Genomic DNA, 25130 nt, shown 5'->3' with positions numbered 1-25130 from the left:
TTGGCGGCGGATCGGCTTTCCCTGCCCTGCTCCGCAGGAGTTCCGTTTCCTCCCCGGCCTGAAGGCCGGAGTATCCACGGAAGGAATCCGATGACCGACCGCACCGAAGCCACCGAGAAGCTGCTGCGGCGACTGCGTTCCGATGCCGGGGTACCCCCGGCGTCGCGGGACGTGGAGCCGCCCGAGCTGGCCGTGTGGCGGCGGATGCGCGACGACCCGTTCCTCGCGGAGGTCTTCACCGTCACCGAGGACCCGCCCGTCATCCACAGCTACCTCGCCGGCGGCCACCCAGGCGTGGCCAGGTTCCTGTCCGACATCATCTGGCTGGGCGAGTCCGACGTCCGCCTACCGATCGGCTATTGGAGCGCAGGCGCGGACACCTTCGCCGGCGCGCCGGTCATCTACGTCGACGACGAGGCGAGCGTCGAACTGATCGGCACCAGCCTGGTCGACTTCCTCGGCACCTGGGTCGGCGAGCTCGGCGCCGAGGAGTTGCTCGACTTCTGCCGCCGTGCCGGCCTGCGGCCGCCGATGCCGGAGGCCGAATGCGAAGCGGCTCTCAAGGACTACCCGGACCCGCAGCAGGTGTTCGACTTCTTCCTGCACACGTCTTCCTGAACGCCCTCCGCCGTTGCGGGGGTGACTGCGACGGTCGTGTGCTGCCCGAGTTGCGGCCCGGACTGCTTTGCCGTCGAGGCGCGCATCCGCCGTGAGGGTGACACGGTCCGCTGGGAGTGGGGCCGGCGAGGCGCGCGTTGGGAGGGCGAGCGGCGCACGACGCTGTCCGATGCCGGGGCTTATGACGCCGAGGTGGCCCGCATCGGCGCCGATCACAGCTGGGAGAGTGCGGCGCACCGGGCCGGGGCGGCTCATTCTCGCAGGCCTCACCCTGCCGCCAGGGGTCGAGGGCGTCAAGGTCTACACGACCGACGCCGGCGAGCTCGAGATCCAGCTCGAGGAGCCGGGCGAGTACCAGATCTGGGTGCACGCCCCCTGGGACACGGAGCGCCCCGGCGAGAGCGCCGCCGCGGCGCGGGCGATGCTCGCCGGACCCGCCGCCGACTGGCCCGCGCCGCCAAGATCACTGACACCTGACGCTCGATCTCGGGCCGGCCGTGCTCGGCCTGGGCGCGTGACGCGCCGGCGCGGGCTCCGTGTCGCCGCGGCGTTCACCGAACGCGCCACCGCCGTCCGCAGACCCGTCACACACGCTGAACTGCTGGTCACCTGGCCTGTGCACCTCTTCGCCGGGCAGGTGCGCTTCGGCTGGCGCCGGGCTTCCACGAGGCACGGTGGTCCCGATTTGGGCGTTATCAGCACCGGCATCCGAGACGCAACATAGTGATGACCGCCAAAGTGACGAAATTCGTCGCCTGGACGCTCGTTTATGACGAGTTCGTAAGATCTATGGACAGGAAACTGGCGTTGCTCGTAGAGTCGGGCATCTTCCGCTGATCCTGGAGATGACGTTGAACATTGCCGCCCAGGAAAGTCCCGCTCTTTCCGCGACCGAACTGCACGCCGCGGCCACCGTCGTGGAAGGCAGCACGGTCATCGAGCTGTCCGAAGCCCACCTCGACCGCATCCGCCGTGGCGGTGTCACCGCCGTCAACCACACCGTGACCAGGCCCTACGCGGACACCGTCACCGCGCTGCGGGAGGTCAACCAGTGCCGCCGCTGGATCGACGCGCACGCCGACCGGGCGCTGCTCGCCACGAGCGTCGCCGACATCGAGCGGGCCAAGGCCGAGGGCAAGGAGGCGGTGATCCTCGGGCCGCAGGACACCGAGATGATCGGGGTCGACCTCGACCTGCTCGGCACGTTCTACGACCTTGGCGTGCGCATCCTCCAGCTGACCTACCAGCGGCAGAACCTGCTCGGCGCCGGCTGCGGGGAGAGCGTCGACCCCGGCCTGACGCACAAGGGCCGCATCTTCGTCGAGGCGATGAACGAGATCGGCATCGTCGTCGACGTTTCGCACTGCGGGCAGCGCACCGGGCTCGACGCCATGGAGGTGTCCAGCACTCCCGTCGTCGTCACCCACTCGTTCTGCGACGCGATCTCGCCCCACATCCGGGCGAAGGACGACGCCTTCCTGCGCACCCTCGGCCAGCAGGGCGGCGTCATCGGCATCACCACCCTCTCGGGGTTCCTGTACTACCCGGACGAGCCGACCCGGCGTCCGGACCTGACCCGCTTCGTGGAGCACCTCAGCCACGTCGTGGAGGTCGTGGGCATCGACCACGTCGCGATCGCCACCGACTACGACGAGACGCTCACCGAGGCGATGCGTGCCGAGCAGCTCAAGCACAAGGAGTTCAAGAGCCTGCTCGGCGACTGGAAGTGGGAGGAGCGGCGGACGATCGGCATGGACGACGCCGCCGACTTCCCGAACTTCACCGAGGCGCTCCTGGCCGGAGGTTTCTCTCCGGCCGACGTGACGAAGGTCCTCGGCGGCAACTGGCTGCGGGTGTTTGGGGAGGCATGGAGCCCGGCCGGCCGGTAGGCGCGAGTTGAGAGATCAGCCAAGGAGACCCATGAGAACGCATTTCATGACCAGAGTGCTGGCGGTGGGCGTCATTGCGGCGCTCGTGGCCGGTTGCTCCGGCGGCGAGCCCCCGAACAGTGACAACGGCGCCAGCACCAATGACGGCCTGACCAAGAACATCCGCCTGGAGGACGAGTCGCAGCCCTCCGGCACGCCGAAGGCCGGCGGCCGGCTGCGGATCATGATCCGGCTGGACGCGAACGAGCTCGACCCCCACAAGATGTCCGAGACCTCGGCCTTCGTCATCAACGAGCAGATCTACGAGTCGCTCGTGGAGTCCTACCGCGGCGAGATCAAGCCCTCCATCGCCGAGTCGTGGGAGCAGAGCGCCGACGGGCTGACCCTGACGTTCAAGCTGCGCGACAATGCGTACTTCCACAGCGGGCGCAAGGTCACGTCGGCCGACGTGAAGTACTCGATCGAGCGGATCAAGAACCCGGCGACCCGCGCCCCGCGCGCCCGCAGCTATGAGGGCATCAGCGCGGTCGAGACGCCCGACGAGCGCACGGCCGTGCTCAAGCTCAGCAAGCCCAACGCGGCCATCCTGACCCTGCTGTCCACCGCCGCCTCGTCCATCGTGGACAAGACGGTGGTCGACGAGAAGGGCGGGCTCAACACCGCCGTCGACGGCGGCAGCGGCCCGTTCAAGATCGCGACGCGGACGGCCGGCCAGACCATCAAGCTCGACAAGCACACGCAGTACTGGCAGTCCGGCCTGCCGTACCTCGACGGCATGGACTTCACGTTCAACCCGGACGACAACGCCCGCGCCGCCGCGGTGCGCAGCGGCACCGTCGACTTCCTCTGGCGGCCCGCGCCGGAGTTCATCGACGCGCTGAAGAAGGACGAGAAGCTCAAGTGGTACGGCGGGTCCGGCTCGCTGTCGCTGCACCTGCGGCTCAACACGTCCAAGGCGCCGTACGACAACGTGAAGGTCCGCCAGGCGATCTACTACGCGCTCGACCGGCAGGAGATCCTCAACGTCGCCAACTCCGGCTTCGGCACCGCGCTCAACGCGGGCTACCTGCCGCCGGACCGCTACGGCGCGCTCACCACACCGGTGTACGGCAAGGCTGACATCGACAAGGCCAAGCAGCTGCTCACCGAGGCGGGCTTCCCGAACGGCTTCGAGGCCAAGCTCATGGTCATCGCCACCTCGGCGTTCCAGGTGCGCTCGGCCGAGGTCGAGCAGCAGCAGCTGGCGAAGATCGGCATCAAGGTGACCATCGAGTCGGTCGAGTCGACGATCGCCGACACGAAGACCAAGTCGGGCGAGTTCGACATGTACCAGTCCGGCTTCGGCCTCACCTACGACCCGGACGAGCGGTTCAGCGCCAGCTTCCTCAAGGGCGGCGGCCTGAACTACGGCAACTGGAGCGACCCCGAGTACGAGGCGCTCATCGTCCAGGCCCGCTCCGAGCTCGACAAGGACAAGCGCTCGGCGCTGTACCAGCAGGCCGAGAAGATCCTGGCCGAGCGCGGCCCGGTCGCGATGACGTTCCTCAACGCCGACTTCGACGTCGTGCAGAAGGACGTCATGGGCTACCGCGGCGACCCGACCCCGACGTACCGCTTCTACCGCAGCCTCTGGCTCAACCGATGACCCACCGGAGGGGCGCCCGAGGGTGGGCGCCCCTCCGGAGCACCCCGCGACGAAAGGCACCGCCATGGAAGACGTCCCGCTGAGCCATCGCTACATCATCGCCGCCCGGCTCAAGGGCTACCTCAACAAGCACGCCGAGTCCGTCGCCCTGCTCACCGAGGCCCTCGAACTGGAGCCGGGCGACCCGCGCCTGCTGCGCTTCCGCGGACACCGGCGGATCTCCGTCCGCGACTACGCCGGCGCGATCGAGGACCTGCGGGCCGCCGCGGACCGTCTCGACGACGTCGAGGACGAGTACGAGATGTACCAGCCCGAGGTCGAGAAGGACGTCGTCAGCCTGATCCTCGGCCGGCCCGACGCGGTGCGGCCGCAGCACCTCACCGACACGATGGCGGCCGCCGACCCGGACGCGCTGGCGCGGTACAACACCACGCTGCACACGTCGGTCTGGTACCACCTGGGCGTGGCCCAGTACCTCGACGGCGACCTCGAGGGCTGCCTGGAAAGCTTCTACAACGCCGAGCGCTGCGCCCGCCATCAGGAGGGGATCGTCGCGTCGCAGGACTGGCAGTACATGGCGCTGCGCCGGCTCGGCCGGGCCGACGACGCCGACGCCGTCCTGGACCGGTTCCGCGGCATCGCCGTCGTCGACGAGGACCACCTCGTCGGCTATGAGGGCCGGATGCGCCTCTACACCGGCGAGCTGACCCCCGAGCAGCTGTGGGCGATGTGCGACGGCGACAGCCTCAAGACCGTGACCCAGGGCTACGGCCTGGGCAACTGGCACTACTACAACGGCGACGTCGCCCGGGCCCGCGAGGTCTTCGACGGCGTCCTGAAGACCGGCGTCACGCACGCCTTCGCCTATCTGGCGGTCACGTCCGAATACTCCCGCAACCCCGACTTCGCAACGGCGACGAAGGAGCACTGAGCATCATGGCGATCATCCGGGCCGAGATCGGCCACCGCGACCAGGAGACCAAAGAGGCGATCATCGCCGAGCTGACCGACGTCCTGGTCAAGTACGGCTCGCCGCGGGAGAACACCCACGTCCTGCTGTACGAGGTCTCCTACGACAACTGGGCCAAGGGCGGCGTGACGTACAACAACCGGAAGAAGAAGGCCCAGGAGGGCTCGTGACCGGCCCGCACGCACTGCTCACCCCGAACCTCGCCGAGCTCGTCCCCGGCCTGTCGGCCGACTACCCGCACTGCAGGTTCACGGCGATCCCCGACGACGGCACGGTCCGCGACGAGTGGCTCGACGCCGAGATCATCCTGCGCAGCGCGATGAACGAGGACACGTTCGAGGAGCTGCTGAGCAAATGCGAGCGGCTGCGCTGGGTCCAGATCACCGCGGCCGGCTTCGACTGGGTCGGCGGCACGGTCTGGCAGCGCCGCCTCGACGAGGGCCTCGTCTACACCCGCTCACCGAACTCCTACAACGTGCCGATCGCCGAGTACGTCATCGGCGCCATGCTCATGCACGGCCGGGCGTTCCCGGCACTGCGCGAGGCCCAGCTGCGGCACGAATGGATCCGCCTCGTCGGCAAGGACGTCATCGGCAGCACGACGCTGGTGTTCGGAACGGGCGGGATCGGCTCCGAGGTGGCGTGGCGCGCGACCGCCCTGGGCTCCACCGTGATCGGCGTCAACCGCACGGGCTCCCCCGTCGACGGCTTCGCACGGGTGGTGGCCTTCGGCGACCATTTCGCGCTCCTGCCCGAGGCGGATTCGGTGGTACTGGCGATGCCGCTCACCACGGAGAACCGGTACTTCTTCGGGGCGGAGCACTTCGCGGCCATGCGGGAGAGCGCGGTGCTGGTCAACGTCGGCCGCGGCGCGCTGGTCGTCGAGGACGCGCTCGTCGAGGCGATGCACGCCGGCCGGATCGGCGGCGCCGTGCTCGACGTCTTCGAGGAGGAACCGCTGCCGGCGGTGCACCGGCTGTGGGACCTGCCGAACACGACGATCACCCCGCACACGTCGTTCCGGGGCTCGGGCAACCTGCGGCGCCTCGGCGCCGACTTCCGCGCCAACCTGGACCGCTACCTGTCCGGCGAGCCCCTCGCCGGCACGCACCGCCAGCCGGACCTCGGCTACTGACAGATCGCACGACCGACGACGGCGGCCCGGCTTCGCTCCACCGAAGCCGGGCCGCCGTTCTCTGTCTGGTTCTCGTGTGCCGGCCGCGGAAGCCACCGCGGGCAGGGCCGCGCCGGGTCAGCTGAGCAGGGCGCGGGCGGCGGCCAGGATGTCCGCCTCGCCGAGCAGGACCTGGTCGGCGGCCGGCCCCAGGGGGACGTAGCTGTCGACGCTGTTGACCCGGGCCATCCGGCCGGCGAAGCCGGCGTCGACCAGGGCCGCGACGACCGCCTCGGAGACGCCGCCGCTCGCGCGGGTCTCGTCGACGACGAGGACCCGGTCCACACCGGCGAGCGCGGCGGACAGGGCCGCCGCCGGCATCGGCGCGAGCCACTGCAGGTCCACCACGCGGGTCTCGGCGCCCTCGCCGGCCAGGACGTCGGCCACCCGCAGGCTCATCGGCACGCCGTTGCCGAAGGTGACCACCGCCAGGTCGCCGCCGTCGCGGACGGTCCGCACCGCGCCGAACGGCGCCTCGGCCCAGTCCGATGGGGCCGCATACGGGGCGAGCCAGCCGCCGTCGCCCTCGGTGTGCAGGTCGCGGGTGTGGTACAGGGCGATCGGCTCCAGCAGCACGCACACCCGCCCCTCCGCCTCGGCAAGGGCGAGGCACTGGCGCAGCAGGGCGGGCGCGGTGGCGGGGTGCGACGCGACGGCGAGCGCGAGGCCGGGAATGTCGCGCAGCACGGCGACCGAGTTGTCGTTGTGGAAGTGGCCGCCGAAACCCTTCTGGTACGCCAGGCCGGCGATGCGCACGACCATGCCGTTCTGGTATTGACCGGCGGAGAAGAACCGTAGCGACGCGGCCTCGCCCCGCAGTTGGTCCTCGGCGTTGTGCAGGTAGGCGAGGTACTGGATCTCGGGGATGGGCAGGGCGCCGGCCAGCGCGCCGCCGAGCGCCAGCCCGAGGATCGACTGCTCGTCGAGCAGCGTGTCGAAGACCCGGCCGGCGCCGAACGCCTTGCGCAGCCCACGGGTGGCGCCGTAGACGCCGCCCTTGCGGGCCACGTCCTCGCCGAAGACCTGGGCGCCCGGGTGGGTCAGCAGGGCGTCGTGCAGGGCGGCGTTGATCGACTGGGCGAGGGTGAGCGGACCGCGCTCCTCCGGCAGCTTCCCGCCGAAGGCCGGTGCACGGTCGGCGCCGGCGCGGGCGGCGGCCGCGGTGACGGCCGCGGGGCGGCGGGCGGTCAGCGGCGCCGTGACGGCGTCCGGCGACGCGAGCCGCTCGACCGCGCCGACCAGATGCCGAGCCTCGTCCATGACGAGCTTGCGGGCGTGCTCGTAGCGGGCCAGGCTCTCGGCCGGGCTCAGGATGCCACGGCGGGCCAGCGTCGCGGCGGTGGCGAGGATCGGGTCGCGGGCGTAGTCGGCGAGGATCTCCACCCGGCTGCGGTAGGCCAGCTCGGCATCGGAGCCGGCGTGGCCCATGAACCGCACGGTGCCCAGGTGCAACACCACCGGCCGGCGCTCGGCGCGGACCCGCCGCGCGGCGTCGGCCGCGACGGCCAGCAGGTGGGCGGGGTCGGTGCCGTCGGCGTGGACGTAGTCGATGCCGGGCAGCGACGACAGGGCGCGCCGGACCCAGCCGTGCGGCGATCGGGTGCTGATGCCGATGCCGTTGTCCTCGCAGACGAGCAGCAGCGGCAGCGGCAGGCCCTGGTGGGCGCTGTAGCCGGCGGCGTTGAGCGCGCCGGCGGCGGTGGAGTGGTTCAGCGATGCGTCGCCGAAGCTGCAGACGACGACGGCGTCGTCGGGGTACACCGAGCCGGCACCCCGGCCGAGGTTGAAGGCAAGACCCATCGCGCGCGGCAGGTGCGAGGCGATCGTCGAGGTCTGCGGGATGATGTTCAGCGCGCGGTGGCCGAACACCTTGTGCCGGCCGCCGGAGATCGGGTCGTGCCGGGACGCCGCCGCCGAGTGCAGCACGTCGCTGATCGGGGTGGCGCCGGGCACCTGGCCGGCGCGGGCCGCGTAGAACCCGCCGGAGCGGTAGTGCAGCAGCGCCGGGTCGCTCGGGCGCAGGGCGAGGGCCACGGCGGCGTTGCTCTCGTGGCCGCTGGAGCCGATCGTGTAGAAGCCCTCCTTCTGGGCCTGCAGCCAGCGCAGCGCGAGGTCCAGGTGACGGGCCTGGACCTGGGCCTCCCAGTACTCCAGCAGGACCGAGCGGTCGGCTTCGGTGTCGTCGGCGGTGCCGGTGGGCGCTCCGGACGACCATTCGGTGAGCCGGCGGACGACGTGCTCGTCGATGGATTCCACGACGGAGGGCTCCAGTTCAGCGGTTGGTGCGGCCGCGCAGCCGCGGGTCGAGGACGTCGCGGAGGGTGTCGCCGAGCAGGTTGAACCCGAGCACCGCGATCATGATGCAGACGCCCGGCACGACCGACGGCCAGATCGACAGCTCCATGAAGGCCTTGCCGTTGGCCAGCATCGAGCCCCAGGACGGCGCCGGCGGCTGGACACCGAGGCCGAGATAGCCCAGCGACGCCTCGATGAGGATGGCGTAGGCGATGCTCGTGGTGAACTGCACGGCGATCGGCGCGATCGAGTTGGGCAGCACGTACTTGAAGATGAGGCGGGCGTTGCTGAGCCCGGCGGCCTGCCCGGACTCGACGAACGGCTCGCGCCGCACCGACATCGCCGTGCCCCGCACGATCCGGGCGAAGCTGGGGATGAACACCAGCACCAGGGCGAGGATCAGGTTCTCGGTGCCGGGCCCGCGGGCGGCCACGACGGCGAGGGCGAGCAGCAGGGTCGGGAAGGCGAACATGATGTCGGTGACCGGGGTGATGATCGCGTCGAGGATCCCCCGGTAGAAGCCGGCGAGCAGGCCGAGCAGGACGCCGATGACGGCGGCGCAGCCGACCACCACGAGGCCCACGGCGAGCGAGGTGCGCGCGCCGTAGAGGGCCCGGCTGAGCAGGTCGCGGCCGGCCTCGTCGGCGCCGAGCAGGAAGGTCCCGCCGGGCGTGGCGAGCCGCTGGTTGGACATCGCGGTCGGGTCGTAGGGCGCGATGACCGGGGCGAGGGCCGCGGCCGCGGCCATGAGCAGGACGAGGGTGAGCCCCACGGCGCCGATCTTGTCGCGGGTGAGCTGCCGCAGCAGCGCGCCGCCGCGCCCGCCGACCGTGCGCAGCCGGCCGAGCCGCCGCGCCTGTACCTCCGTGACGGTGTCGACTTCAGTGACCACTGCGCAGCCTCGGATCCAGGTAGGTGTAGACGAGGTCGACCAGGTAGTTGACCAGGACGTAGAAGAACGCGAGGAAGAGCAGGGTGCCCTGGACGACCGGGTAGTCGCGCTGGCTGATCCCGCGGATGACCATCGTGCCCAGGCCGGGCCAGGCGAAGACCTGCTCGACGATGACGGTGCCGCCGAGCAGCGCGCCGAGCTCGATGCCGAGCACGGTCACGACCGGGATGAGCGAGTTACGCAGGGCGTGGCGGACCAAGATGACGCGCTCGGCCAGTCCCTTGGCGCGGGCGGTGCGCACGTAGTCCTGGTTGAGCACCTCCAGCATGCTGGAGCGGGTCATCCGCATGTTGATGGCGGCGAGGCTGGCGCCCAGGGTGACGGCGGGGAGCACCAGGTACTTCAAGTTGTCGAGCAGCCCGCCGCCCTCGCTGGCGCCCTGTGAGGGCAGCCAGCCGAGGGAGACGGAGAAGACGTAGACGAGCAGGATGCCCAGCCAGAAGTTGGGCACCGACAGGCCGATGAGCGACGCCACGCGGGCGAAGGCGTCGAGCGGGCCGTTGCGGCGGGTGGCGCTGAGGATCCCCATCGGGATCGACAGCAGGATGGCGACGAGCAACGCGGAGACGGCCAGCAGCAGGGTCGACGGGAGTCGCTGCAGGATCTCGTCGAGCACCGGCTGGCCGGTGCGCATGGAGGTGCCGAGGTCACCGCGCAGCAGGTCGCCGAACCAGGTGAAGAACTGTTCGTGCACGGGCATGTCGAGCCCGAAGTAGCGGCGCATCTCCGCCTCGACCTCGGGGTCACCGAAGTCCTGCCCCATGATGGAGCTGATCACGTCACCCGGGATCATGCGGATGACCAGGAACGAGATGACTGAGATCCCGAGCAGGACGGGGATGACCGTCAGCGAGCGGATCAGCGTGATGCGCAGCATGGTGTGCTCTCCTGCCGGTCAGTGCTCGTAACCGGATAACCCGGGTTCGGCGCCCTCGTCCCAGCCGGGCTCCAGCTCGTCGTCGGCGCCGGCGAGGTCACGCGCCCATTCGTGGGCCCGCTTGGCGACCCGCAGCACCATCACCGACCGGCTCTCCATGACGCCCTCCAGGTGGCCCAGGCGCTCGGTCCAGAACCGGCGCATGGTGTTGGTGGAGGCGAAGTAGCCGACGGCGATGATGTCGAACTGGCCGGTCACGTGGTAGACGTAGGCCATCTCGGGCATGCCGGCGAGCTTGTCGATGAGCTGCTCGGTGGCGCCTGGGGCGCTCTGGATCTCGAAGAGCGTGTGCACCGGGCGGCCCATGAAGGGTGCGCTGGGGATCGCGGAGAACTGCAGCTTGCCTTCGGCGAGCAGGCGGTCGATCCGGCGCCGCACCGAACCCTCGGAGAGCCCGACCTTGGCCGCCAGTGCGACGTTGGTCTGTCTCGGGTCCTGCACGAGCTCCCGGATGATCGCGCGATCCTTCACGATCGAGCTCTTGGATGTCATCGGGCTCCAACTCTCAATCGACGTAATTCGTCGCTCGCCGGAGCCTAGACGACGAAGATCGCCTGTGCAACACTCCCGAGTGACGAATGGCGACGTTCGCGCACCGAGTTTTGGGGAGTTTCGATGGCCTTGTTGGAGGTGCGCGACCTGCGCACGGAATTCCGCGCGGCGCGGGGCTCGGTGACCGCCGTCGACGGCGTCTCGTTCACCGTCGACGCGGGTGAGATGGTCGCGCTCGTGGGCGAGTCCGGCTGCGGCAAGTCGGCGACCGCGCAGTCCGTCATGGGCCTGATCGTGCCGCCGGCCGGGCAGGTCACCGGCGGTCAGGTGCTCTTCGAGGGCCGGGACCTGCTCACCCTGAGCCGCCGCGAGCTGCGGGCCGTGCGCGGCAAGGGCATCGCGATGATCTTCCAGGATCCGATGACCTCGCTGAACCCGGTGCTCACCATCGGCAAGCAGATCACCGAGACCCTGCAGGCCCACCTCGGGCTGAGCCGCCGGGCCGCCCGGACCCGGGCCGTCGAGCTGCTGGAGATGGTGCGCATCCCGGCCGCGCAGAGCCGCCTCGGCGCCTACCCGCACCAGCTCTCCGGCGGCATGCGGCAGCGCGTCATGATCGCGATGGCGCTGTCCTGCAACCCGCGGCTCATCCTCGCCGACGAGATCACCACCGCGCTCGACGTCACCATCCAGGCGCAGATCCTCGACCTGCTGCGCGACCTGGCCCGCGAGACCGCCACCGCCGTCCTGTTCATCACCCACGACCTCGGCGTCGTGGCCGGCATGGCCGAGCGGGTCAACGTCATGTACGCGGGGCAGATCGTCGAGCGGGCCGAGACCGTCGACCTGTTCCACCGCCCGCAGATGCCGTACACCTGGGGCCTGCTCGGCTCGGTCCCGCGCCTCGACCTGGTCCGCGGCGGGCGACTGCGGCCGATCGCGGGCCGCCCGCCCGAGCTGACCGCGATGCCGCCCGGCTGCCGGTTCGCGCCCCGCTGCGCGCACGCCCGGGACAGCTGCGCCGACGCCGTGCCCGACCTCGTCCTCACCCATCAGGTCCCTGACCGGGGCCAGCTCAACCGCTGCTGGGGCATGCGCCCCGCGGACGCGGGCGGCTGGCTGTCGGACGAGGACCGCTTCGCCGAGCAGTCCGTGGAGGCGCGATGACCAACCTCTTGGAAGTCCGGGACCTGGCGGTCGACTTCAAGGTGCCGCGCCGCGGCTCGCTGCTGCCGGCCCGGCTGCGCGCGGTGGCCGGCGTCGACCTCGACATCCGCCGCGGCGAGATCCTCGGCGTGGTCGGCGAGTCCGGCTGCGGCAAGTCCACCACCGGGCGGGCCATCCTGCAGCTGCTGCGGCCCAGCCGGGGCAGCGTCAGGTTCGACGGCACCGAGCTGACCACGCTGCCCGGCCGCCGGATGCGGGCGATGCGCCGCCGGATGCAGATGATCTTCCAGGACCCGTACGCGTCGCTGAACCCGCGCATGAGCATCGGCGAGCTCATCGAGGAGCCGCTGCTCGTGCACTCCGACCTGTCCGCGGCCGGCCGGCGGGCGAAGGCGCAGGAGATCATGCGGCTGGTCGGGCTCAGCGACCGCTGGCACGACCGCTACCCGCACGAGTTCTCCGGCGGCCAGCGCCAGCGGGTCGGCATCGCGCGGGCCCTCGTCAGCGGCCCCGACTTCGTCGTCGCCGACGAGCCGGTCTCCGCCCTCGACGTGTCCGTCCAGGCGCAGATCGTCAACCTCCTCGAACAGCTGCAGGAGGAACTGGGCCTGACGATGATGTTCATCGCGCACGACCTCGCCGTGGTCCGGCACCTGTGCGACCGGATCGCGGTGATGTACCTCGGCACCGTCGTCGAGGTCGGCGGGTGCGAGGAGCTGTACCAGTCGCCGCGGCACCCCTACACGAAGGCGCTGCTGTCCGCGGTACCGATCCCGGACCCCCTCGTGGAGACCAAGCGGCAGCGCGTCCTGCTCACCGGGGACGTGCCGAGCCCGCTCGACCCGCCCAGCGGCTGCCGGTTCCGCACGCGGTGCTGGAAGGCGCAGGACGTGTGCGCGACGACCGTGCCCGTGCTGACCGACCCGGCGGACGGGCACCGGGTCGCCTGCCACTTCCCCGAGCCCGCGACCGTCGCGGCCGCGGGGGTGTGACCGTGCTACACCGCAGTCTCGTCGGCGGCGAATGGGTCGACGGCGACCGCCGCCCGAACGTGAACCCGGCCCGGCCGGACGAGGTCGTCAGCGAGTACGCCGAGGCCGGCCCGGACACCGCCCGCGCCGCCGCCGAGGCCGCCCGCGCCGCCCAGCCCCGCTGGGCCCGCACGCCCGTCGCCGAGCGAATGGCGGTCCTCGACAGGATCGGCACCACGATCCTCGGCCGCGCCGAGGAACTCGCCGTGCTGCTCGCCCGCGAGGAGGGCAAGCTGCTCGCCGAGGCGCGCGGCGAGGTCGTCCGGGCCGGGCAGACCTTCCGCTACTACGCCCATCAGCTGCTGCAGCCGCAGGGCGAGGTGTACGCGTCCACCAGGGACAACGTCCACGCCGAGGTGCGCCGCCGGCCGCTCGGCGTGGTCGCGGTCATCACGCCGTGGAACTACCCGATCGCGATCCCGGCCTGGAAGGTGGCGCCGGCGCTCGCCTACGGCAACGCGGTCGTGCTCAAGCCGGCCGAGCTGGTGCCCGCCTCGGCCGGCGAACTGGCCGGGATCATCGCCGGGTCGGGCCTGCCGCCGGGCGTGTTCAACCTGGTCCTCGGTGCCGGTCGGACCGCCGGCGAGGCGCTGCTCACCGCGCCCGGCGTCGACGGCGTGTCGTTCACCGGCGGCACCGGCACCGGCGCGCACGTCGCACGGCAGTGCCTCACCCACGGCAACAAGCGATTCCAGCTGGAGATGGGCGGCAAGAACCCGCTCGTCGTGCTCGACGACGCCGACCTCGAGGTGGCCGTGCGCTGCGCCCTGGACGGCAGCTTCTTCAGCACCGGACAGCGCTGCACCGCGTCGAGCCGCCTCATCGTGCAGGACGGCATCCACGACCGGTTCGTGGCCGCGCTCGCCGACGCCGCCCGGGCACTGACGGTCGGCGACCCGCTCGACCCGCGCAGCCAGGTCGGCCCGGTCGTCAGCCCACAGCAGCTCGCCCAGAACCTCGGCTACGTCCAGGTCGGCACCGCCGAGGGCGCGACCGTGGCCGCCGGCGGCACCAGCGACGGGCAGTTCATGCGCCCGACGCTGCTCACCGGCGCGCACAACGGCATGCGGGTGGCCCAGGAGGAGATCTTCGGCCCGGTCTCCTGCGTCATCCGGGTCGGCGACCTCGACGAGGCGATCGCGGTCGCCGCCGACACCCGCTACGGGCTCTCGGCCGGCATCGTCACCACGTCCCTCGCCGCCGCCGAGCGCTTCAAACGCGACGCGCGGGCCGGCATCGTCACGGTCAACCTACCCACCGCCGGCACCGAGCTGCACCTGCCGTTCGGCGGCACCGGAGACTCCAACCACGGCCCGCGGGAGCAGGGCGGCTACGCCCGCGACTTCTACTCGGTGCCGGTGACCTGCTACACGGGCTGGTGAGACCGCATGCCTGAGATCCTGCTGACCGAGCCGATCGCGGACGCTGGGATGGAGCTGCTGCGGGCCGCCGCCGAGGTGCGCGTCGCCGGCGTCACCGACCCGGCCGCCCTCGCCGCCGGCCCGCTCGCCACCGCCGACGCCCTCGTCGTGCGCTCCTCCCCCGTCACCGCCGCCATGCTCGAGGCCGCGCCGCGGCTGCGGGTCGTCGGCCGCCACGGCGCCGGCCTCGACGGCATCGACCTCGCCGCGGCGCAGCGGCTGGGCATCCCGGTCGTCAGCACGCCGGGCGCCAACGCCGAGTCGGTCGCCGAGTTCGTCGTCCTCGCCGCGCTGGCCCTCGCCCGGCAGCTGCCGGGGGCCGTCGCGACCCTCGCGAGCGGCGGCTTCCCGGCCGGCCGTTCGCTGCCCTCCTCGGTCGTCGCCGCCGGCCTGACCGGCACCATGCTCGCCGGCCGGACGCTGGGCCTGGTCGGGCTGGGCGCGATCGGCCGCGGCGTGGCCGTCCGCGCGCTGGGCCTGGGGATGACGGTCATCGCGTTCGACGTCGCGGCGGTGGTACCGCCACAAGGCGTCCGCCTGGTGCCGCTGGACGAGCTGCTGCACTCAGCCGACGTGGTGAGCCTGCACGTCCCGCAGACCCCGCAGACCACCGGGCTGATCGGCGCCGCCGCGCTGGCGTCGATGCGGCCGGACGCGCTGCTGGTCAACACCGCCCGCGCCGGGGTCGTCGACCACGCCGCCGTCCTCGCCGCGCTCGACGGCGGGCGGCTGCGCGGCTACGCCGTCGACGTGTTCGCCCCGGAGCCGCCCTCGCCCGACGATCCGCTCCTGCACCACCCGCGGGTCCTGGCGACACCGCACATGGCGGCGATGACCTCGGACGCACTCGACGCGATGGCCGTCGCCGTCGCCCAGGGTGTCCTCGATGTACTTGCGAAAGGATGATCGCTGTGACCCCGCCCGCGACCCTGCCCGTGCTGGACTACTTCGGCGTCGACGGCCGAATCGACGACGAGAGCCGCGCCCTGCGCGAGGCCGTGCGCACCTACGTCGACCGGCGGGTCCGGCCGCACGTCGCCGGCTGGTACGAGAAGGGCAGCCTGCCGGTCCGCGACCTCGCCCGGGAACTCGGCTCGCTCGGCGTGCTCGGCATGCACCTGCAGGGCTACGGCTGCGCGGGCACCTCCGCCCTCGCGTACGGGCTGGCCTGCTTCGAGCTGGAGGCGGGCGACTCGGGCCTGCGCTCGCTGGTGTCGGTGCAGGGCTCGCTGGCGATGTACGCCATCCACCGCTACGGCTCGCAGGCCCAGCGTGAGCAGTGGCTGCCGGCCATGGCGAGCGGCACGGCGATCGGCTGTTTCGGGCTGACCGAGCCGGACTTCGGCTCCGACCCGTCGGGCATGCGCACCCGCGCCCGCCGCGACGGCTCGGACTGGATCCTCGACGGCACCAAGATGTGGATCACCAACGGCTCGGTCGCCGACGTCGCCGTCGTCTGGGCCCGCACCGACGAAGGCATCCGCGGCTTCCTGGTGCCCGCCGGCACGCCCGGCTTCGCCGCCCCGGAGATCACCCGCAAGCTCTCCCTGCGCGCGTCCGTCACCGCCGAGCTGGTCCTCGACGGGGTACGGCTGCCCGCCGACGCGATGCTGCCCGGCGCGACCAGCCTGTCGGCCCCGCTGTCCTGCCTCAACGAGGCCCGCTTCGGCATCGTCTTCGGCGCCCTCGGCGCCGCGCACGACTGCCTGTCGACGACCATCGCGTACGCCGGAAGCCGCGAGATCTTCGACCGGCCCCTCGCGGCCTACCAGGCAACCCAGCTGAAGCTCGCCGACATGACCCTGGAACTCGGCAAGGGCTTCCTGCTCGCGCTGCAGCTGGCGGCGCTGAAGGACGCCGGTACCCTGGACCACCGCCAGATCAGCCTGGGCAAGCTCAACAGCACTCGCGAGGCGATCGCCATCGCCCGTGAGTGCCGCACCATCCTCGGCGCCGCGGGCATCACACTGGACTATCCGGTGCTGCGCCACGCGTCGAACCTGGAGTCGGTCCTGACCTACGAGGGCACGTCGGAGGTCCACCAGCTGATCATCGGTCAAACCGTGACCGGCCACGCCGCCTTCCGCTGACGCCGGACCCGCCGCCGGACCCCATCGGTCGACTGCCGCTCACGGCCTTTCCCGGACGATGCGTGGCGTGATCAGATCCTGGTTGTCGATGAGAATGTCGGCGCGCTCATGTGGAGTGCAGGCGGCGTAGTAGATGCGCTGGGCGTCCGAGTAGCGGCGGTTGCCTGGGTGGTCGGGGTCGGGGTCGGCACCGTCGCGGAGCGCCATGCGCTTCGCCGTCACTGCGAAATCCACGTCCAGGAACACCGACATCTCCCACGCCGCAACGAGTTCCTCCCGATGGAGGAAGAGCCCGTCGACGATGAGCACGGTGCCGACGGCAGCGGTCCGCAGCGGCGTCACGTGTTCGGTGTCGGTGACGACGTCATGCGCGGCCGTCCGGTAGCGGCGGTCTCCGCCGGCACCGAACCGGTCCAGCACCTCGCTGCGGAACCGCGTGTAGTCGAAGGCGTGCCGCCAGAAGCCTTCGGGTGAGTCGCGACCCAGCTGGTACCGCACAGCGCGCGGGTGATGAAAGTCGTCGAGGGAGACCCGGGCAACCGGACGACCGAGCGCACGGATCACAGCGGCCAGCTCGTCGGCGAACGTCGTCTTGCCGGACGCGTCCGGCCCGTCGATCCCGACGCGGACGCAGGCGCCACCTTCCGGCACGGGCACCAGGTCGGCCACCCGCCGGACGACCCGGCGCCGCTCAACCGAGCTGATCACCCGACGAGCATCGCAGACAGGCCCGTCCTCCGGCGACCAGCACCGCCATCCGGTACGTGGCTATCTCCGCAGCCTGGACCCGGTGTGACAGCGATTCCGACACGACAGGGTCGTCGGCGGATCGCTCACCCGCTTCCGTTATCATTATCGAGAGTGATAACGTTGCCCTCGTGGGAATGTCCGGAGACGGTTGGGCCGAGTTGGCGCTGCACCCTGTGCGCATCCGCGTACTCAGGGCCGTCGCCGGGGCCCGGCTGACGACGCAGGACATCGCGGCGCGGCTGCCGGACATCCCGCACGCCACGCTCTACCGGCACCTGGCCACGCTGGTCAAAGCCGGCCTGATCGAGGTGGTGGACCAACGCAAGATTCGCGGTGCGGTGGAGCGGGTCTACGCATTGCCCGCCCACGGCGCGGCGCTGGACCCCGCGGCCTTGGCCACGGCGACGCCTGAGGATCACGCCCGGTACTTCACCGCGTTCGTGTCGAGCCTGCTGTCCGAATTCTCCCGCTACCTCGCCCGCGAAGGGATCGACTTCATCGCCGACGGGGTGGGTTACCAGCAGCTCGTACTGCACCTGACCGACGCTGAGTTGGCAACGTTCGCCGCCGACCTCAACCAGATCATCGGGCCGCTGCTCGGCAACGAGCCCGGCAAGGGCCGGGTGCCTCGCCTGCTGGCCACCATCCTGCTGCCGGCCGGGGAGTCGGCGGCGTCCGAGGCCACACCACAGACGCCGGAGCGCAACGAGGGATCCGGCACGACGGAGGAGAGTGTCTGATGGCTACAGTCACGGTTACCGGCGACCTCATCGACATCCGATTCACCAGATGGGAGCGGCTCTGGATCGGGCGCGAGCGGTTGACGATCCCGGCCGCCGGCGTGCGGCGCGCTGCATTCGTGGCCGAACCACTGGGTCTGGCGCACGGCGCCCGGCGCGGGATCGTGGTGTCCGGATTTCTCAAGATCGGCGTCTGGGGCATCTTCGGCGGTCCCCGCCAGCTCGTGGTGGCGCGCCGGGGTGAGGCGGGATTGCACCTCGTCCTGGATCGGCCGTCCACCGGTGGACAGCTTGATGAGGTGGTGCTCTCCCACCCGGCCGGAGCCAGGATCGCGGACGCGATCGCACGCGTGATGGCGGCCCGCGCATGAGCGGCGACCGTCAGACGATCGAGGTCTCGCACCTGACCAAGCGGTACGGCACGGTCACCGCGGTCCGCGACCTTACGTTCACCGTCGCGCCGGGCGTCGTCACCGGCTTCCTGGGCCCGAACGGTGCCGGCAAGACCACTACCATGCGCCTGCTGACCGGCCTTGCCTCACCGACGTCCGGCACCGCGACGATCGGTGGCCAGCCGTACCGGCAGCTGCGGCGGCCGTCGTCCACGGTCGGCGCGGTATTCGACGCGAGCGCCTTCCACCCCGGCCACACCGCCCGTGACCACCTGCGTGTCTACGCCGCGATGGGCGGCTACCCGGACAACCGGGTGAGCGACCTGCTCGAACTGCTCGGCCTCACCGATGCCGCCGACCGCCGTACCCGAGGGTTCTCCACGGGCATGCGACAGCGGCTCAACCTCGCCACAGCGTTGCTCGGTGACCCGCGGGTACTCCTGCTGGACGAGCCGAGCAACGGCCTCGATCCCGAAGGAATGCTGTGGCTGCGCGGGTTTCTGCGACGGCTGGCAGACGAAGGACGCACCGTGCTGATCTCCAGCCACGTCCTCAACGAGGTACAGCAGCTCGTCGACGACGTCGTGGTGATCCGCAACGGCGAGCTCGTCGCGGCCGGGCCCTGGTCGCGGCTCGCCGGACCACCGGCAGTGCTGGTGCAGTCTCCGGACGCCGACCGGCTGACTGCCGTCCTACGGGCCGGCGGGCCGACCGGCCATCCACCGCAGGTCGAAGCCACCGACAGCGGCCGTCTCCGCGTCCACGGACTGGACGCACCCGGCATCGCCGAGCTCGCCGCCGCGCACCAGCTGCGGGTCCATGAACTGGTCACGGAGAACGCCAGCCTCGAACAACTGTTTCTGCACCTGACCATCGACAAGGCGGCCGTAACGTGAAACATCTGATCAGCGCCGAAGCCCGTCGGCTGCTCGCCACCCGTATGTGGAGCGGGCTGCTGCTCACCGCCGCCGTGCTCGGCGGCGGCATGATGGCCGCGATGGCATTCGTCGGGCCGGAGAACTTCGACCCACCCATGCCCGGACTGCACACCGAAAGCGGCATCCGCTCGATCCTCGGCATCCTTGGCTACACCGCGTTCGTGCCGGCCGCCGCCGGTGCACTCGCCGTCACCTCCGAGTACCGGCACCGCACCGCCGCCCTCACGTTCTTGTTCGCACCTCGCCGCTGGCAGGTCCTCGCCGCCAAACTCGCCATCCACGGCGTGGCCGGGCTGGCCTACGGGCTGATCCTCGCCGGCACCGCCGCCGCGGCCCTGTTTACCGTCGCCGCCACCCGCGGCATCTCGCTCGGCCTGCCGACCGGCACCGTGCTCGCGCTACTCGCCCGCATCGGCCTCGCCATGGTCGTCTACCTCCTGATCGGTGTCGGCATGGGCGCCCTGATCCGTAACCAGGTCGCGGCCCTGTGCGTCGTGATCGGCTACCTGTACGTGGGCGAACCGCTGCTCATGATGATCCCCGGCGTGAACCTGCTCTACCCGGTGCTGCCCGGCGGCGCCACCGCCTCCCTCACCGACTTCACCTACCTCGCCGATGCCATGTCGCAAGAGGTCGGCAGTACCGCCGTCCGCCTGCTACCGCCAGCCGCCGGCGCGCTGCTACTCACCTTCTATGCACTCGCCGCATCCCTGATCGCCGTCGTCCTGCCCATGCGCCGCGACATTACTTGATCAACGTCGCACCGGGCGCGGACCGGAAGAAGCGCGCACCTGCAACCGGCGCCGTGGTCGTCACCACGTACCAGGACGACGATGCGTTCGGGCTGGCGATCGGCGCCTCCAGCGGCTGGTGCTGGTCACCAGTCGCGCCACTCACCGGCTACCTCGTCGACGCCGCGTCGTTCCAGTAGCGCATCGACATCGATGCCGGCGTCGGCGAGGACCTCCTCGATGTAGGCGCACAACTCCTCGCGGGTCATGGTCTCGATGTGCCGACCGAACTCCACGTCGATGTCGTTGAGGGCGACCACGACCCGTTCGACCGCGGCCCACACCGCCTCGTCCGTCGGTGGATCCAGCCTCGCGATCTCCTGCTCGTACGCCTCCAGGGCCGCGTCGACGGCCGCGACGAACGCCGGCGGGAAGAACGCCAGCGCGTACGCATCGTCCGGCGACAACGTCCCTGCGGCGATCGCTGCCTCCTGCTCCGCTGTTTCCTGCCGCCAACGGTGGGTCAGACGTTCGATCATGGCGACAGCATAGGTAGCCCGCAGGGGTCCTGACGTCCCCAGGCTGAAGCGCGAGGCTGACCGACGGGACCCAGACGCCGGAATCGCTTATGGCACAGTCCGTACGTGGCTGACAACGGAAGCGCGATCTGGGACGCGCACGCCGCGACCTTCGATGAGGAGCCCGACCATGGACTTCGGGATCCGTTCGTCCGCCGCGGATGGGCCGAGCTCCTGGCATCCGTCCTTCCCCCGGCTCCCGCATCGATCGTCGATCTCGGCTGCGGAACGGGCAGCCTGACGACCCTGCTGGCCGAGGCCGGGCACCGCGTCTGCGGCCTGGATGCGTCCGCCGAGATGCTCGCCGTGGCGCGACGCAAGGCGGCGGACCATGGCGTTGCGGTGCCGCTGATCCGTGGCGACGTGTCGCGGCCACCGCTCGCGCCCGGATCGTTCGACGTCGTGCTGGTCCGGCACGTCCTGTGGGCAGTACAGGAGCGCGACACGACACTCGCCCGATGGATCAGGCTCCTCCGGCCGTCGGGAAGGCTCGTGCTCATCGAAGGCCGGTGGACCACAGGTGCCGGACTGTCAGCGGCGGAGGCGAGCGCGCTCCTTCGACGTCATGGCCGGAGCGCCGAGCTGCGGCTGCTCGACGATGACGTCCTCTGGGGCAAGACCATCACCGACGAGCGCTATCTGCTGCTCAGCCGGCAAGCACGCGATCACGACGGCGGACGCGGCTTGGCATGATCTCAGCATGGCCACCTATGAAGTCGCGTTGGTGCTTCTCGTCGACGCCTCCGGGGCGGTACTCATGCAGCATCGCGACGATCGGACCTCGGTCTCTCCGAATCAGTGGAGCTTGCCGGGCGGCCATGTCGAGCAGGGCGAGACGCCAGAACAGGCGGCGCGCCGGGAGTTGCTCGAGGAGACGGGCCTGACGGCGGGAGAGCTGCGTCTGTTGTGGAGCGGCCCGCGTCCGTACGAGGCAGGCTTCCCGCACACGGTCACCGTCCACGTCTTCCACGGCACGACCGACGCCACGCAGCGGGACGTGATGGTCGGCGAGGGACGCGCGATGGTGTTCGTCCCGCGGGAACAGCTTCTCGACCGCGACCTGGCCGCAACGACCGCTACTGTCCTGCCACTCCATCTGGGCAGTGCTGGCGAGGTTCCCTGATGAGCCGGAAGCGCAGGAACATCTGACCGGCGAGCTCGACCTCTCCATCGGGCCGGAATCCGAACCGTCGTACGGCGGCGGCGGTGCCCCGGCTGGGTGGCAGCAGGACGGTCACGTCGTGCAGGCCGAGCGGGCCGAACGCCTCGGCCAGGATGCGCTCGGCGATCGCCCGCCCGTGGCCCCAGTACGCCGGGCGCAGCACGAGGGCCAGGTCGGCCTCGCCGTCCTCGGGCTGCAGGCCGCCCCACCCGGCGAACGCACCGTCGACCAGCAACGCCCACGGACCGTAGCCGTGGTCGCGCCACATGGCCTCCTTGGCTGCCACCCAGGCGGTGCAGTCCTCCGGGCCGAACCTGCCGACGGCGAGCGGCATGTGCCGGCGGACCCGGGGGTCGTTCATGAGGTCGATCAGGTCGGCGGGGTCCACCTCGGTCAGCCGGGCCAGGGTCACCATGCCCACGACGCTACCGGCGCCGGGGCTCGGGATCAGGCGCGGTTGTTGAGGGTGTTCCAGTCGCCGTCGTAGTCGACGGGCGCCAGGTAGTCGGCGCGGTACGACGACGCGGTGTACCGGCCGGACGCGGATCAGGGTGACAGGGGCAGGTCCACGGTCGCGAGCTGCCCGGCGATCGGCGATTGCGCCACCCGTACGGTGAACGCGAGGCGCAGGTCACGGGCGACGTCGTGCGCCGCGCTCAGCGCGCCGACCGCCATCGGATCCATCTCGGTGACGCCGCCGAGGTCGACGAGGACCGCGGCCGCCTGACGGTGCAGCATGGTGGTGACGAGCGCCTGCCGCAGCGAGACGGAGGTGTCGGCCTCCACCCGCCCGCGGACCTGGATGGTGTGGACTGCGTCGTGGCCTTCGATGACGGAGACGGTTCCCACGTCTGCTCCGATGACGGCGCCGATGCGTGAAACGTTCACGCCCGGAGCGCGGCCATGCCGTTCGCGGGGTTTCGACGCATTGACAGCTATTCGTACGCCTCCCTACTGTCCGGCCCGCCGTCCGGACTGGGCGGGTTTCGAAACCACTTGGAGGCGTCATGGCCGGTTCGCTCGGCGCAAGACACACACTCCGGGCTCGGCTGGCGTTGGCGATCGGCGCGGTCGTCGCGATGCTGGCGGGCCTCGTCGCGGTCGTGACGACCAGCGCCTACGCGGCGGCGGGGTGCCAGGTGACCTACCGGGTCGCCAGCCAGTGGCCCGGCGGGTTCACCGGCGACGTGGCGGTGAAGAACCTCGGCGAGCCGATCAACGGGTGGACGCTGCGGTGGGCGTTCGACGCCGGGCAGACCGTCACCCAGGCGTGGAACGCGACCGTGACCGCGTCCGGCGCTCAGGTCACCGCCCGTGACGCCGGGTACAACGGCGCCATCGCGACGAACGGCACCGCGTCGTTCGGCTTCAACGGGTCGTGGACCGGCAGCAACCCGGTGCCGTCGTCGTTCACGCTCAACGGCACGGCCTGCACCGGCAGCGTCACGTCGGCCTCACCGAGCAGCAGCGCCAGCACCAGCCCTTCACCGAGCCCGAGCACGAGCCCGAGCTCGAGCCCGAGCACGCCGCCGCAGCCGGGCGACGCCATGGCCGCGGTCGCCGCCATGCAGCCGGGCTGGAACCTCGGCAACAGCCTGGACGCGACCGGCGCCGACGAGACCTCATGGGGCAACCCGCGGGTCACCGCCGCCCTGCTCGACAACATCCGCGCCCAGGGCTTCAACAGCGTCCGCATCCCGGTCACCTGGGGCCAGCACATGGGCGGCGCGCCGAGCTACACGGTCGACGCGGCCTGGCTCGCCCGGGTCAAGGAGGTCGTCGACTGGGCGCTCGCCGACGGCTTCTACGTCATGATCAACGTGCACCACGACTCGTGGCAGTGGATCAACACGATGCCGGGCGACCGGACGAACATCCAGAACAAGTACAACGCCCTGTGGACACAGCTCGCGGCGGCGTTCCGCGGCTCGTCGCCGAAGCTGGTCTTCGAGAGCGTCAACGAGCCGCAGTTCACCGGCTCCTCCGGCGACGCCCAGAACGCCGAACTGCTGGCCGCGCTGAACAAGGAGTTCCACCGCATCGTCCGCGCCTCGGGCGGCACCAACGCGACCCGCCTGCTCGTCCTGCCGACCCTGCACACGTCGGCCGACCAGGCCCGCATCGACGAGCTCACGACCACGTTCAACCAGCTGAACGACCGGAACCTCATCGCGACCGTGCACTTCTACGGCTACTGGCCGTTCAGCGTCAACATCGCCGGCGGCACCAGGTTCGACTCGGCCGTCGAGCAGGACCTGGTCGGGCAGTTCGACCGGGTGGCCAACGCGTTCGTCGCCCGCGGCATCCCGGTGATCATCGGCGAGTACGGGCTGCTCGGCTTCGACCGGCACACCGGCACCATCGAGCAGGGCGAGAAGCTCAAGTTCTTCGAGTACCTCGGCCACTACGCCCGCACGAAGAAGCTCACCACCATGCTGTGGGACAACGGCCAGCACTTCGGCCGGACCTCGTTCGCCTGGAGCGACCCGGAGCTGTTCGGGCAGATCAGGTCGAGCTGGACCACCCGCTCCGGCACCGCCTCCGCGGACTTCGTCTACGTGCCGAAGACCGGCGCGGTCGCGGCGCAGACCCTGACGCTCAACCTCAACGGCACCACGTTCCAGAGCCTGCGCCAGGGCGGCACCGACCTGGTCCGCGGCACCGACTACACCGTCTCCGGCAACCAGCTCACCCTGACCGCGGCCGCGCTGACCAGACTCGTCGGTTCGCGTTCGTACGGCGTGAACACGACCCTCCAGGCGCGCTTCTCCACCGGCGTACCGTGGCGGATCAACATCATCACGTTCGACCCGCCGGTGCTCGCCGGCGCGACCGGCACCACGGCGGCGTTCTCGCTGCCGGCCCAGTTCCGCGGCGACCAGCTCGCCACGATGGAGGCGAAGTACGCCGACGGCAGCAACGCCGGGCCGCAGAACTGGACCTCGTTCAAGGAGTTCGACGTGACGTTCGCCCCGGACGCCACCGCGAACACGATCACGCTCCGCCCGGCCTTCTTCGCCGAGGTCAACGACAACGCCAGGGTCACCCTGACGTTCCACTTCTGGAGCGGCACCAAGGTCACGTACTACGTGACGAAGTCCGGCAGCACCGTCACCGGCACCACCGCCTGACCCTGTCGCCGGCGGACCGGCCCGCCG

At 71.0% G+C, this 25130-nt stretch carries 27 protein-coding genes; 19 read left to right on the top strand and 8 right to left on the bottom strand.

The genetic code is table 11. From position 1 onward, the window contains the following. Nucleotides 1-90: 90 nt before the first annotated feature. The 7 genes from ABZ321_RS47935 to ABZ321_RS47905 all read left to right on the top strand — a co-directional run bounded on the left by ABZ321_RS47935 (nucleotide 91) and on the right by ABZ321_RS47905 (nucleotide 6257). Nucleotides 91-618 (top strand): hypothetical protein, encoded by a 528-nt coding sequence (locus tag ABZ321_RS47935; RefSeq protein ID WP_354903070.1) that lies wholly within the window; start codon nucleotides 91-93, stop codon nucleotides 616-618. Nucleotides 619-844: 226 nt separating this feature from the next. Beyond that, nucleotides 845-1342 carry a hypothetical protein gene (locus ABZ321_RS47930; protein ID WP_354903068.1) on the top strand — a complete coding sequence of 166 codons (498 nt, stop codon included), beginning with the start codon at nucleotides 845-847 and terminating at the stop codon, nucleotides 1340-1342. 121 nt (nucleotides 1343-1463) lie between these two features. After that, a complete protein-coding gene (locus ABZ321_RS47925) occupies nucleotides 1464-2507 on the top strand; it encodes a membrane dipeptidase (protein ID WP_354903066.1) in 1044 nt (347 codons plus the stop codon). Nucleotides 2508-2538: 31 nt separating this feature from the next. Next, on the top strand, nucleotides 2539-4152 hold the full coding sequence (locus ABZ321_RS47920) for an ABC transporter substrate-binding protein (RefSeq protein ID WP_354903064.1): 1614 nt from the start codon (nucleotides 2539-2541) through the stop codon (nucleotides 4150-4152). A gap of 64 nt (nucleotides 4153-4216) precedes the next feature. After that, on the top strand, nucleotides 4217-5083 hold the full coding sequence (locus tag ABZ321_RS47915; RefSeq protein ID WP_354903062.1) for a hypothetical protein: 867 nt from the start codon (nucleotides 4217-4219) through the stop codon (nucleotides 5081-5083). Nucleotides 5084-5088: 5 nt separating this feature from the next. Beyond that, entirely contained in the window at nucleotides 5089-5292 is a 204-nt protein-coding gene (locus ABZ321_RS47910) for a tautomerase family protein (protein WP_190253310.1), read from the top strand. Then, complete coding sequence (locus ABZ321_RS47905; protein WP_354903060.1) at nucleotides 5289-6257, top strand: D-2-hydroxyacid dehydrogenase; 969 nt, start codon at nucleotides 5289-5291, stop codon at nucleotides 6255-6257. Before ABZ321_RS47910 ends, ABZ321_RS47905 begins: the two co-directional genes overlap by 4 nt. Nucleotides 6258-6374: 117 nt before the next feature. On the opposite strand, the gene ABZ321_RS47900 is transcribed toward ABZ321_RS47905, so the two are convergent. The 4 genes from ABZ321_RS47900 to ABZ321_RS47885 are packed head-to-tail and all read right to left on the bottom strand — an operon-like array spanning nucleotide 6375 to nucleotide 10972. Continuing rightward, entirely contained in the window at nucleotides 6375-8552 is a 2178-nt protein-coding gene (locus tag ABZ321_RS47900; RefSeq protein ID WP_354903058.1) for a thiamine pyrophosphate-dependent enzyme, read from the bottom strand. 16 nt (nucleotides 8553-8568) lie between these two features. Further along, nucleotides 8569-9483 carry an ABC transporter permease gene (locus ABZ321_RS47895; protein WP_344512982.1) on the bottom strand — a complete coding sequence of 305 codons (915 nt, stop codon included), beginning with the start codon at nucleotides 9481-9483 and terminating at the stop codon, nucleotides 8569-8571. Further along, nucleotides 9473-10420 carry a nickel ABC transporter permease gene (gene nikB / locus ABZ321_RS47890; protein WP_344512984.1) on the bottom strand — a complete coding sequence of 316 codons (948 nt, stop codon included), beginning with the start codon at nucleotides 10418-10420 and terminating at the stop codon, nucleotides 9473-9475. Before nikB ends, ABZ321_RS47895 begins: the two co-directional genes overlap by 11 nt. A gap of 18 nt (nucleotides 10421-10438) precedes the next feature. Then, complete coding sequence (locus ABZ321_RS47885) at nucleotides 10439-10972, bottom strand: Lrp/AsnC family transcriptional regulator (protein WP_344512985.1); 534 nt, start codon at nucleotides 10970-10972, stop codon at nucleotides 10439-10441. A gap of 123 nt (nucleotides 10973-11095) precedes the next feature. On the opposite strand from ABZ321_RS47885, the gene ABZ321_RS47880 reads away from it, so the two are divergent. The 5 genes from ABZ321_RS47880 to ABZ321_RS47860 are packed head-to-tail and all read left to right on the top strand — an operon-like array spanning nucleotide 11096 to nucleotide 16681. After that, nucleotides 11096-12139, top strand: a complete 1044-nt coding sequence (locus ABZ321_RS47880) for an ABC transporter ATP-binding protein (protein WP_354903056.1) — start codon at nucleotides 11096-11098, stop codon at nucleotides 12137-12139. After that, nucleotides 12136-13131 (top strand): oligopeptide/dipeptide ABC transporter ATP-binding protein, encoded by a 996-nt coding sequence (locus tag ABZ321_RS47875; RefSeq protein WP_344512988.1) that lies wholly within the window; start codon nucleotides 12136-12138, stop codon nucleotides 13129-13131. Before ABZ321_RS47880 ends, ABZ321_RS47875 begins: the two co-directional genes overlap by 4 nt. 2 nt (nucleotides 13132-13133) lie before the next feature. Beyond that, nucleotides 13134-14552 (top strand): aldehyde dehydrogenase family protein, encoded by a 1419-nt coding sequence (locus ABZ321_RS47870; protein WP_354903054.1) that lies wholly within the window; start codon nucleotides 13134-13136, stop codon nucleotides 14550-14552. A 6-nt stretch (nucleotides 14553-14558) separates the two neighbouring features. Then, nucleotides 14559-15497, top strand: a complete 939-nt coding sequence (locus ABZ321_RS47865) for a hydroxyacid dehydrogenase (RefSeq protein WP_354903052.1) — start codon at nucleotides 14559-14561, stop codon at nucleotides 15495-15497. Further along, nucleotides 15494-16681, top strand: coding sequence for an acyl-CoA dehydrogenase family protein (locus ABZ321_RS47860; RefSeq protein WP_354903050.1), 1188 nt, complete (start codon nucleotides 15494-15496; stop codon nucleotides 16679-16681). The genes ABZ321_RS47865 and ABZ321_RS47860 overlap by 4 nt, the downstream gene beginning before the upstream one ends. A gap of 39 nt (nucleotides 16682-16720) precedes the next feature. On the opposite strand, the gene ABZ321_RS47855 is transcribed toward ABZ321_RS47860, so the two are convergent. Further along, nucleotides 16721-17389 (bottom strand): uridine kinase, encoded by a 669-nt coding sequence (locus tag ABZ321_RS47855; protein ID WP_354903049.1) that lies wholly within the window; start codon nucleotides 17387-17389, stop codon nucleotides 16721-16723. 200 nt (nucleotides 17390-17589) lie between these two features. Here ABZ321_RS47855 and ABZ321_RS47850 point away from each other — a divergent pair, with 200 nt between their 5' ends. Genes ABZ321_RS47850 through ABZ321_RS47835 form a run of 4 tightly spaced genes read left to right on the top strand, consistent with a single transcriptional unit; the run spans nucleotide 17590 to nucleotide 20253 of the window. Beyond that, nucleotides 17590-18171: a helix-turn-helix domain-containing protein gene (locus ABZ321_RS47850; protein WP_354903047.1), complete on the top strand. Its 582-nt coding sequence runs from the start codon at nucleotides 17590-17592 to the stop codon at nucleotides 18169-18171. After that, nucleotides 18171-18542 (top strand): hypothetical protein, encoded by a 372-nt coding sequence (locus tag ABZ321_RS47845; protein ID WP_344512999.1) that lies wholly within the window; start codon nucleotides 18171-18173, stop codon nucleotides 18540-18542. The genes ABZ321_RS47850 and ABZ321_RS47845 overlap by 1 nt, the downstream gene beginning before the upstream one ends. Continuing rightward, nucleotides 18539-19459: an ATP-binding cassette domain-containing protein gene (locus tag ABZ321_RS47840; protein WP_354903046.1), complete on the top strand. Its 921-nt coding sequence runs from the start codon at nucleotides 18539-18541 to the stop codon at nucleotides 19457-19459. Before ABZ321_RS47845 ends, ABZ321_RS47840 begins: the two co-directional genes overlap by 4 nt. Then, entirely contained in the window at nucleotides 19456-20253 is a 798-nt protein-coding gene (locus ABZ321_RS47835; RefSeq protein WP_344513003.1) for an ABC transporter permease, read from the top strand. Before ABZ321_RS47840 ends, ABZ321_RS47835 begins: the two co-directional genes overlap by 4 nt. A gap of 125 nt (nucleotides 20254-20378) precedes the next feature. Here the strand turns inward: ABZ321_RS47835 and ABZ321_RS47830 are convergent, their stop codons facing one another. Continuing rightward, on the bottom strand, nucleotides 20379-20771 hold the full coding sequence (locus tag ABZ321_RS47830; RefSeq protein ID WP_344513005.1) for a DUF5713 family protein: 393 nt from the start codon (nucleotides 20769-20771) through the stop codon (nucleotides 20379-20381). 105 nt (nucleotides 20772-20876) lie between these two features. Between ABZ321_RS47830 and ABZ321_RS47825 the strand changes: the two genes are divergently transcribed. Both ABZ321_RS47825 and ABZ321_RS47820 read left to right on the top strand, forming a co-directional pair. Further along, entirely contained in the window at nucleotides 20877-21503 is a 627-nt protein-coding gene (locus tag ABZ321_RS47825; protein WP_354903043.1) for a class I SAM-dependent methyltransferase, read from the top strand. A gap of 7 nt (nucleotides 21504-21510) precedes the next feature. Then, nucleotides 21511-21933, top strand: a complete 423-nt coding sequence (locus ABZ321_RS47820; RefSeq protein ID WP_354903042.1) for an NUDIX domain-containing protein — start codon at nucleotides 21511-21513, stop codon at nucleotides 21931-21933. Here the strand turns inward: ABZ321_RS47820 and ABZ321_RS47815 are convergent. Together ABZ321_RS47815 and ABZ321_RS47810 are read right to left on the bottom strand one after the other, a co-directional pair. Beyond that, the gene (locus ABZ321_RS47815) at nucleotides 21887-22387 is read right to left on the bottom strand and encodes a GNAT family N-acetyltransferase (protein ID WP_344513010.1); all 501 of its coding nucleotides are present in this window, start codon (nucleotides 22385-22387) and stop codon (nucleotides 21887-21889) included. The two genes, ABZ321_RS47820 and ABZ321_RS47815, sit on opposite strands and share 47 nt — an antisense overlap. Nucleotides 22388-22518: 131 nt before the next feature. Next, nucleotides 22519-22821, bottom strand: coding sequence for a hypothetical protein (locus ABZ321_RS47810; RefSeq protein WP_354903040.1), 303 nt, complete (start codon nucleotides 22819-22821; stop codon nucleotides 22519-22521). Nucleotides 22822-23051: 230 nt separating this feature from the next. Here ABZ321_RS47810 and ABZ321_RS47805 point away from each other — a divergent pair, with 230 nt between their 5' ends. Further along, the gene (locus ABZ321_RS47805) at nucleotides 23052-25103 is read left to right on the top strand and encodes a cellulase family glycosylhydrolase (protein ID WP_354903071.1); all 2052 of its coding nucleotides are present in this window, start codon (nucleotides 23052-23054) and stop codon (nucleotides 25101-25103) included. Nucleotides 25104-25130: the final 27 nt, after the last annotated feature.

The organism is Dactylosporangium sp. NPDC006015, from assembly GCF_040614215.1.
Lineage (GTDB): Bacteria > Actinomycetota > Actinomycetes > Mycobacteriales > Micromonosporaceae > Dactylosporangium > Dactylosporangium maewongense.
Note: the sequence above shows the minus strand (reverse complement) of the source record. Positions and strands in the feature narration are given on the sequence as shown.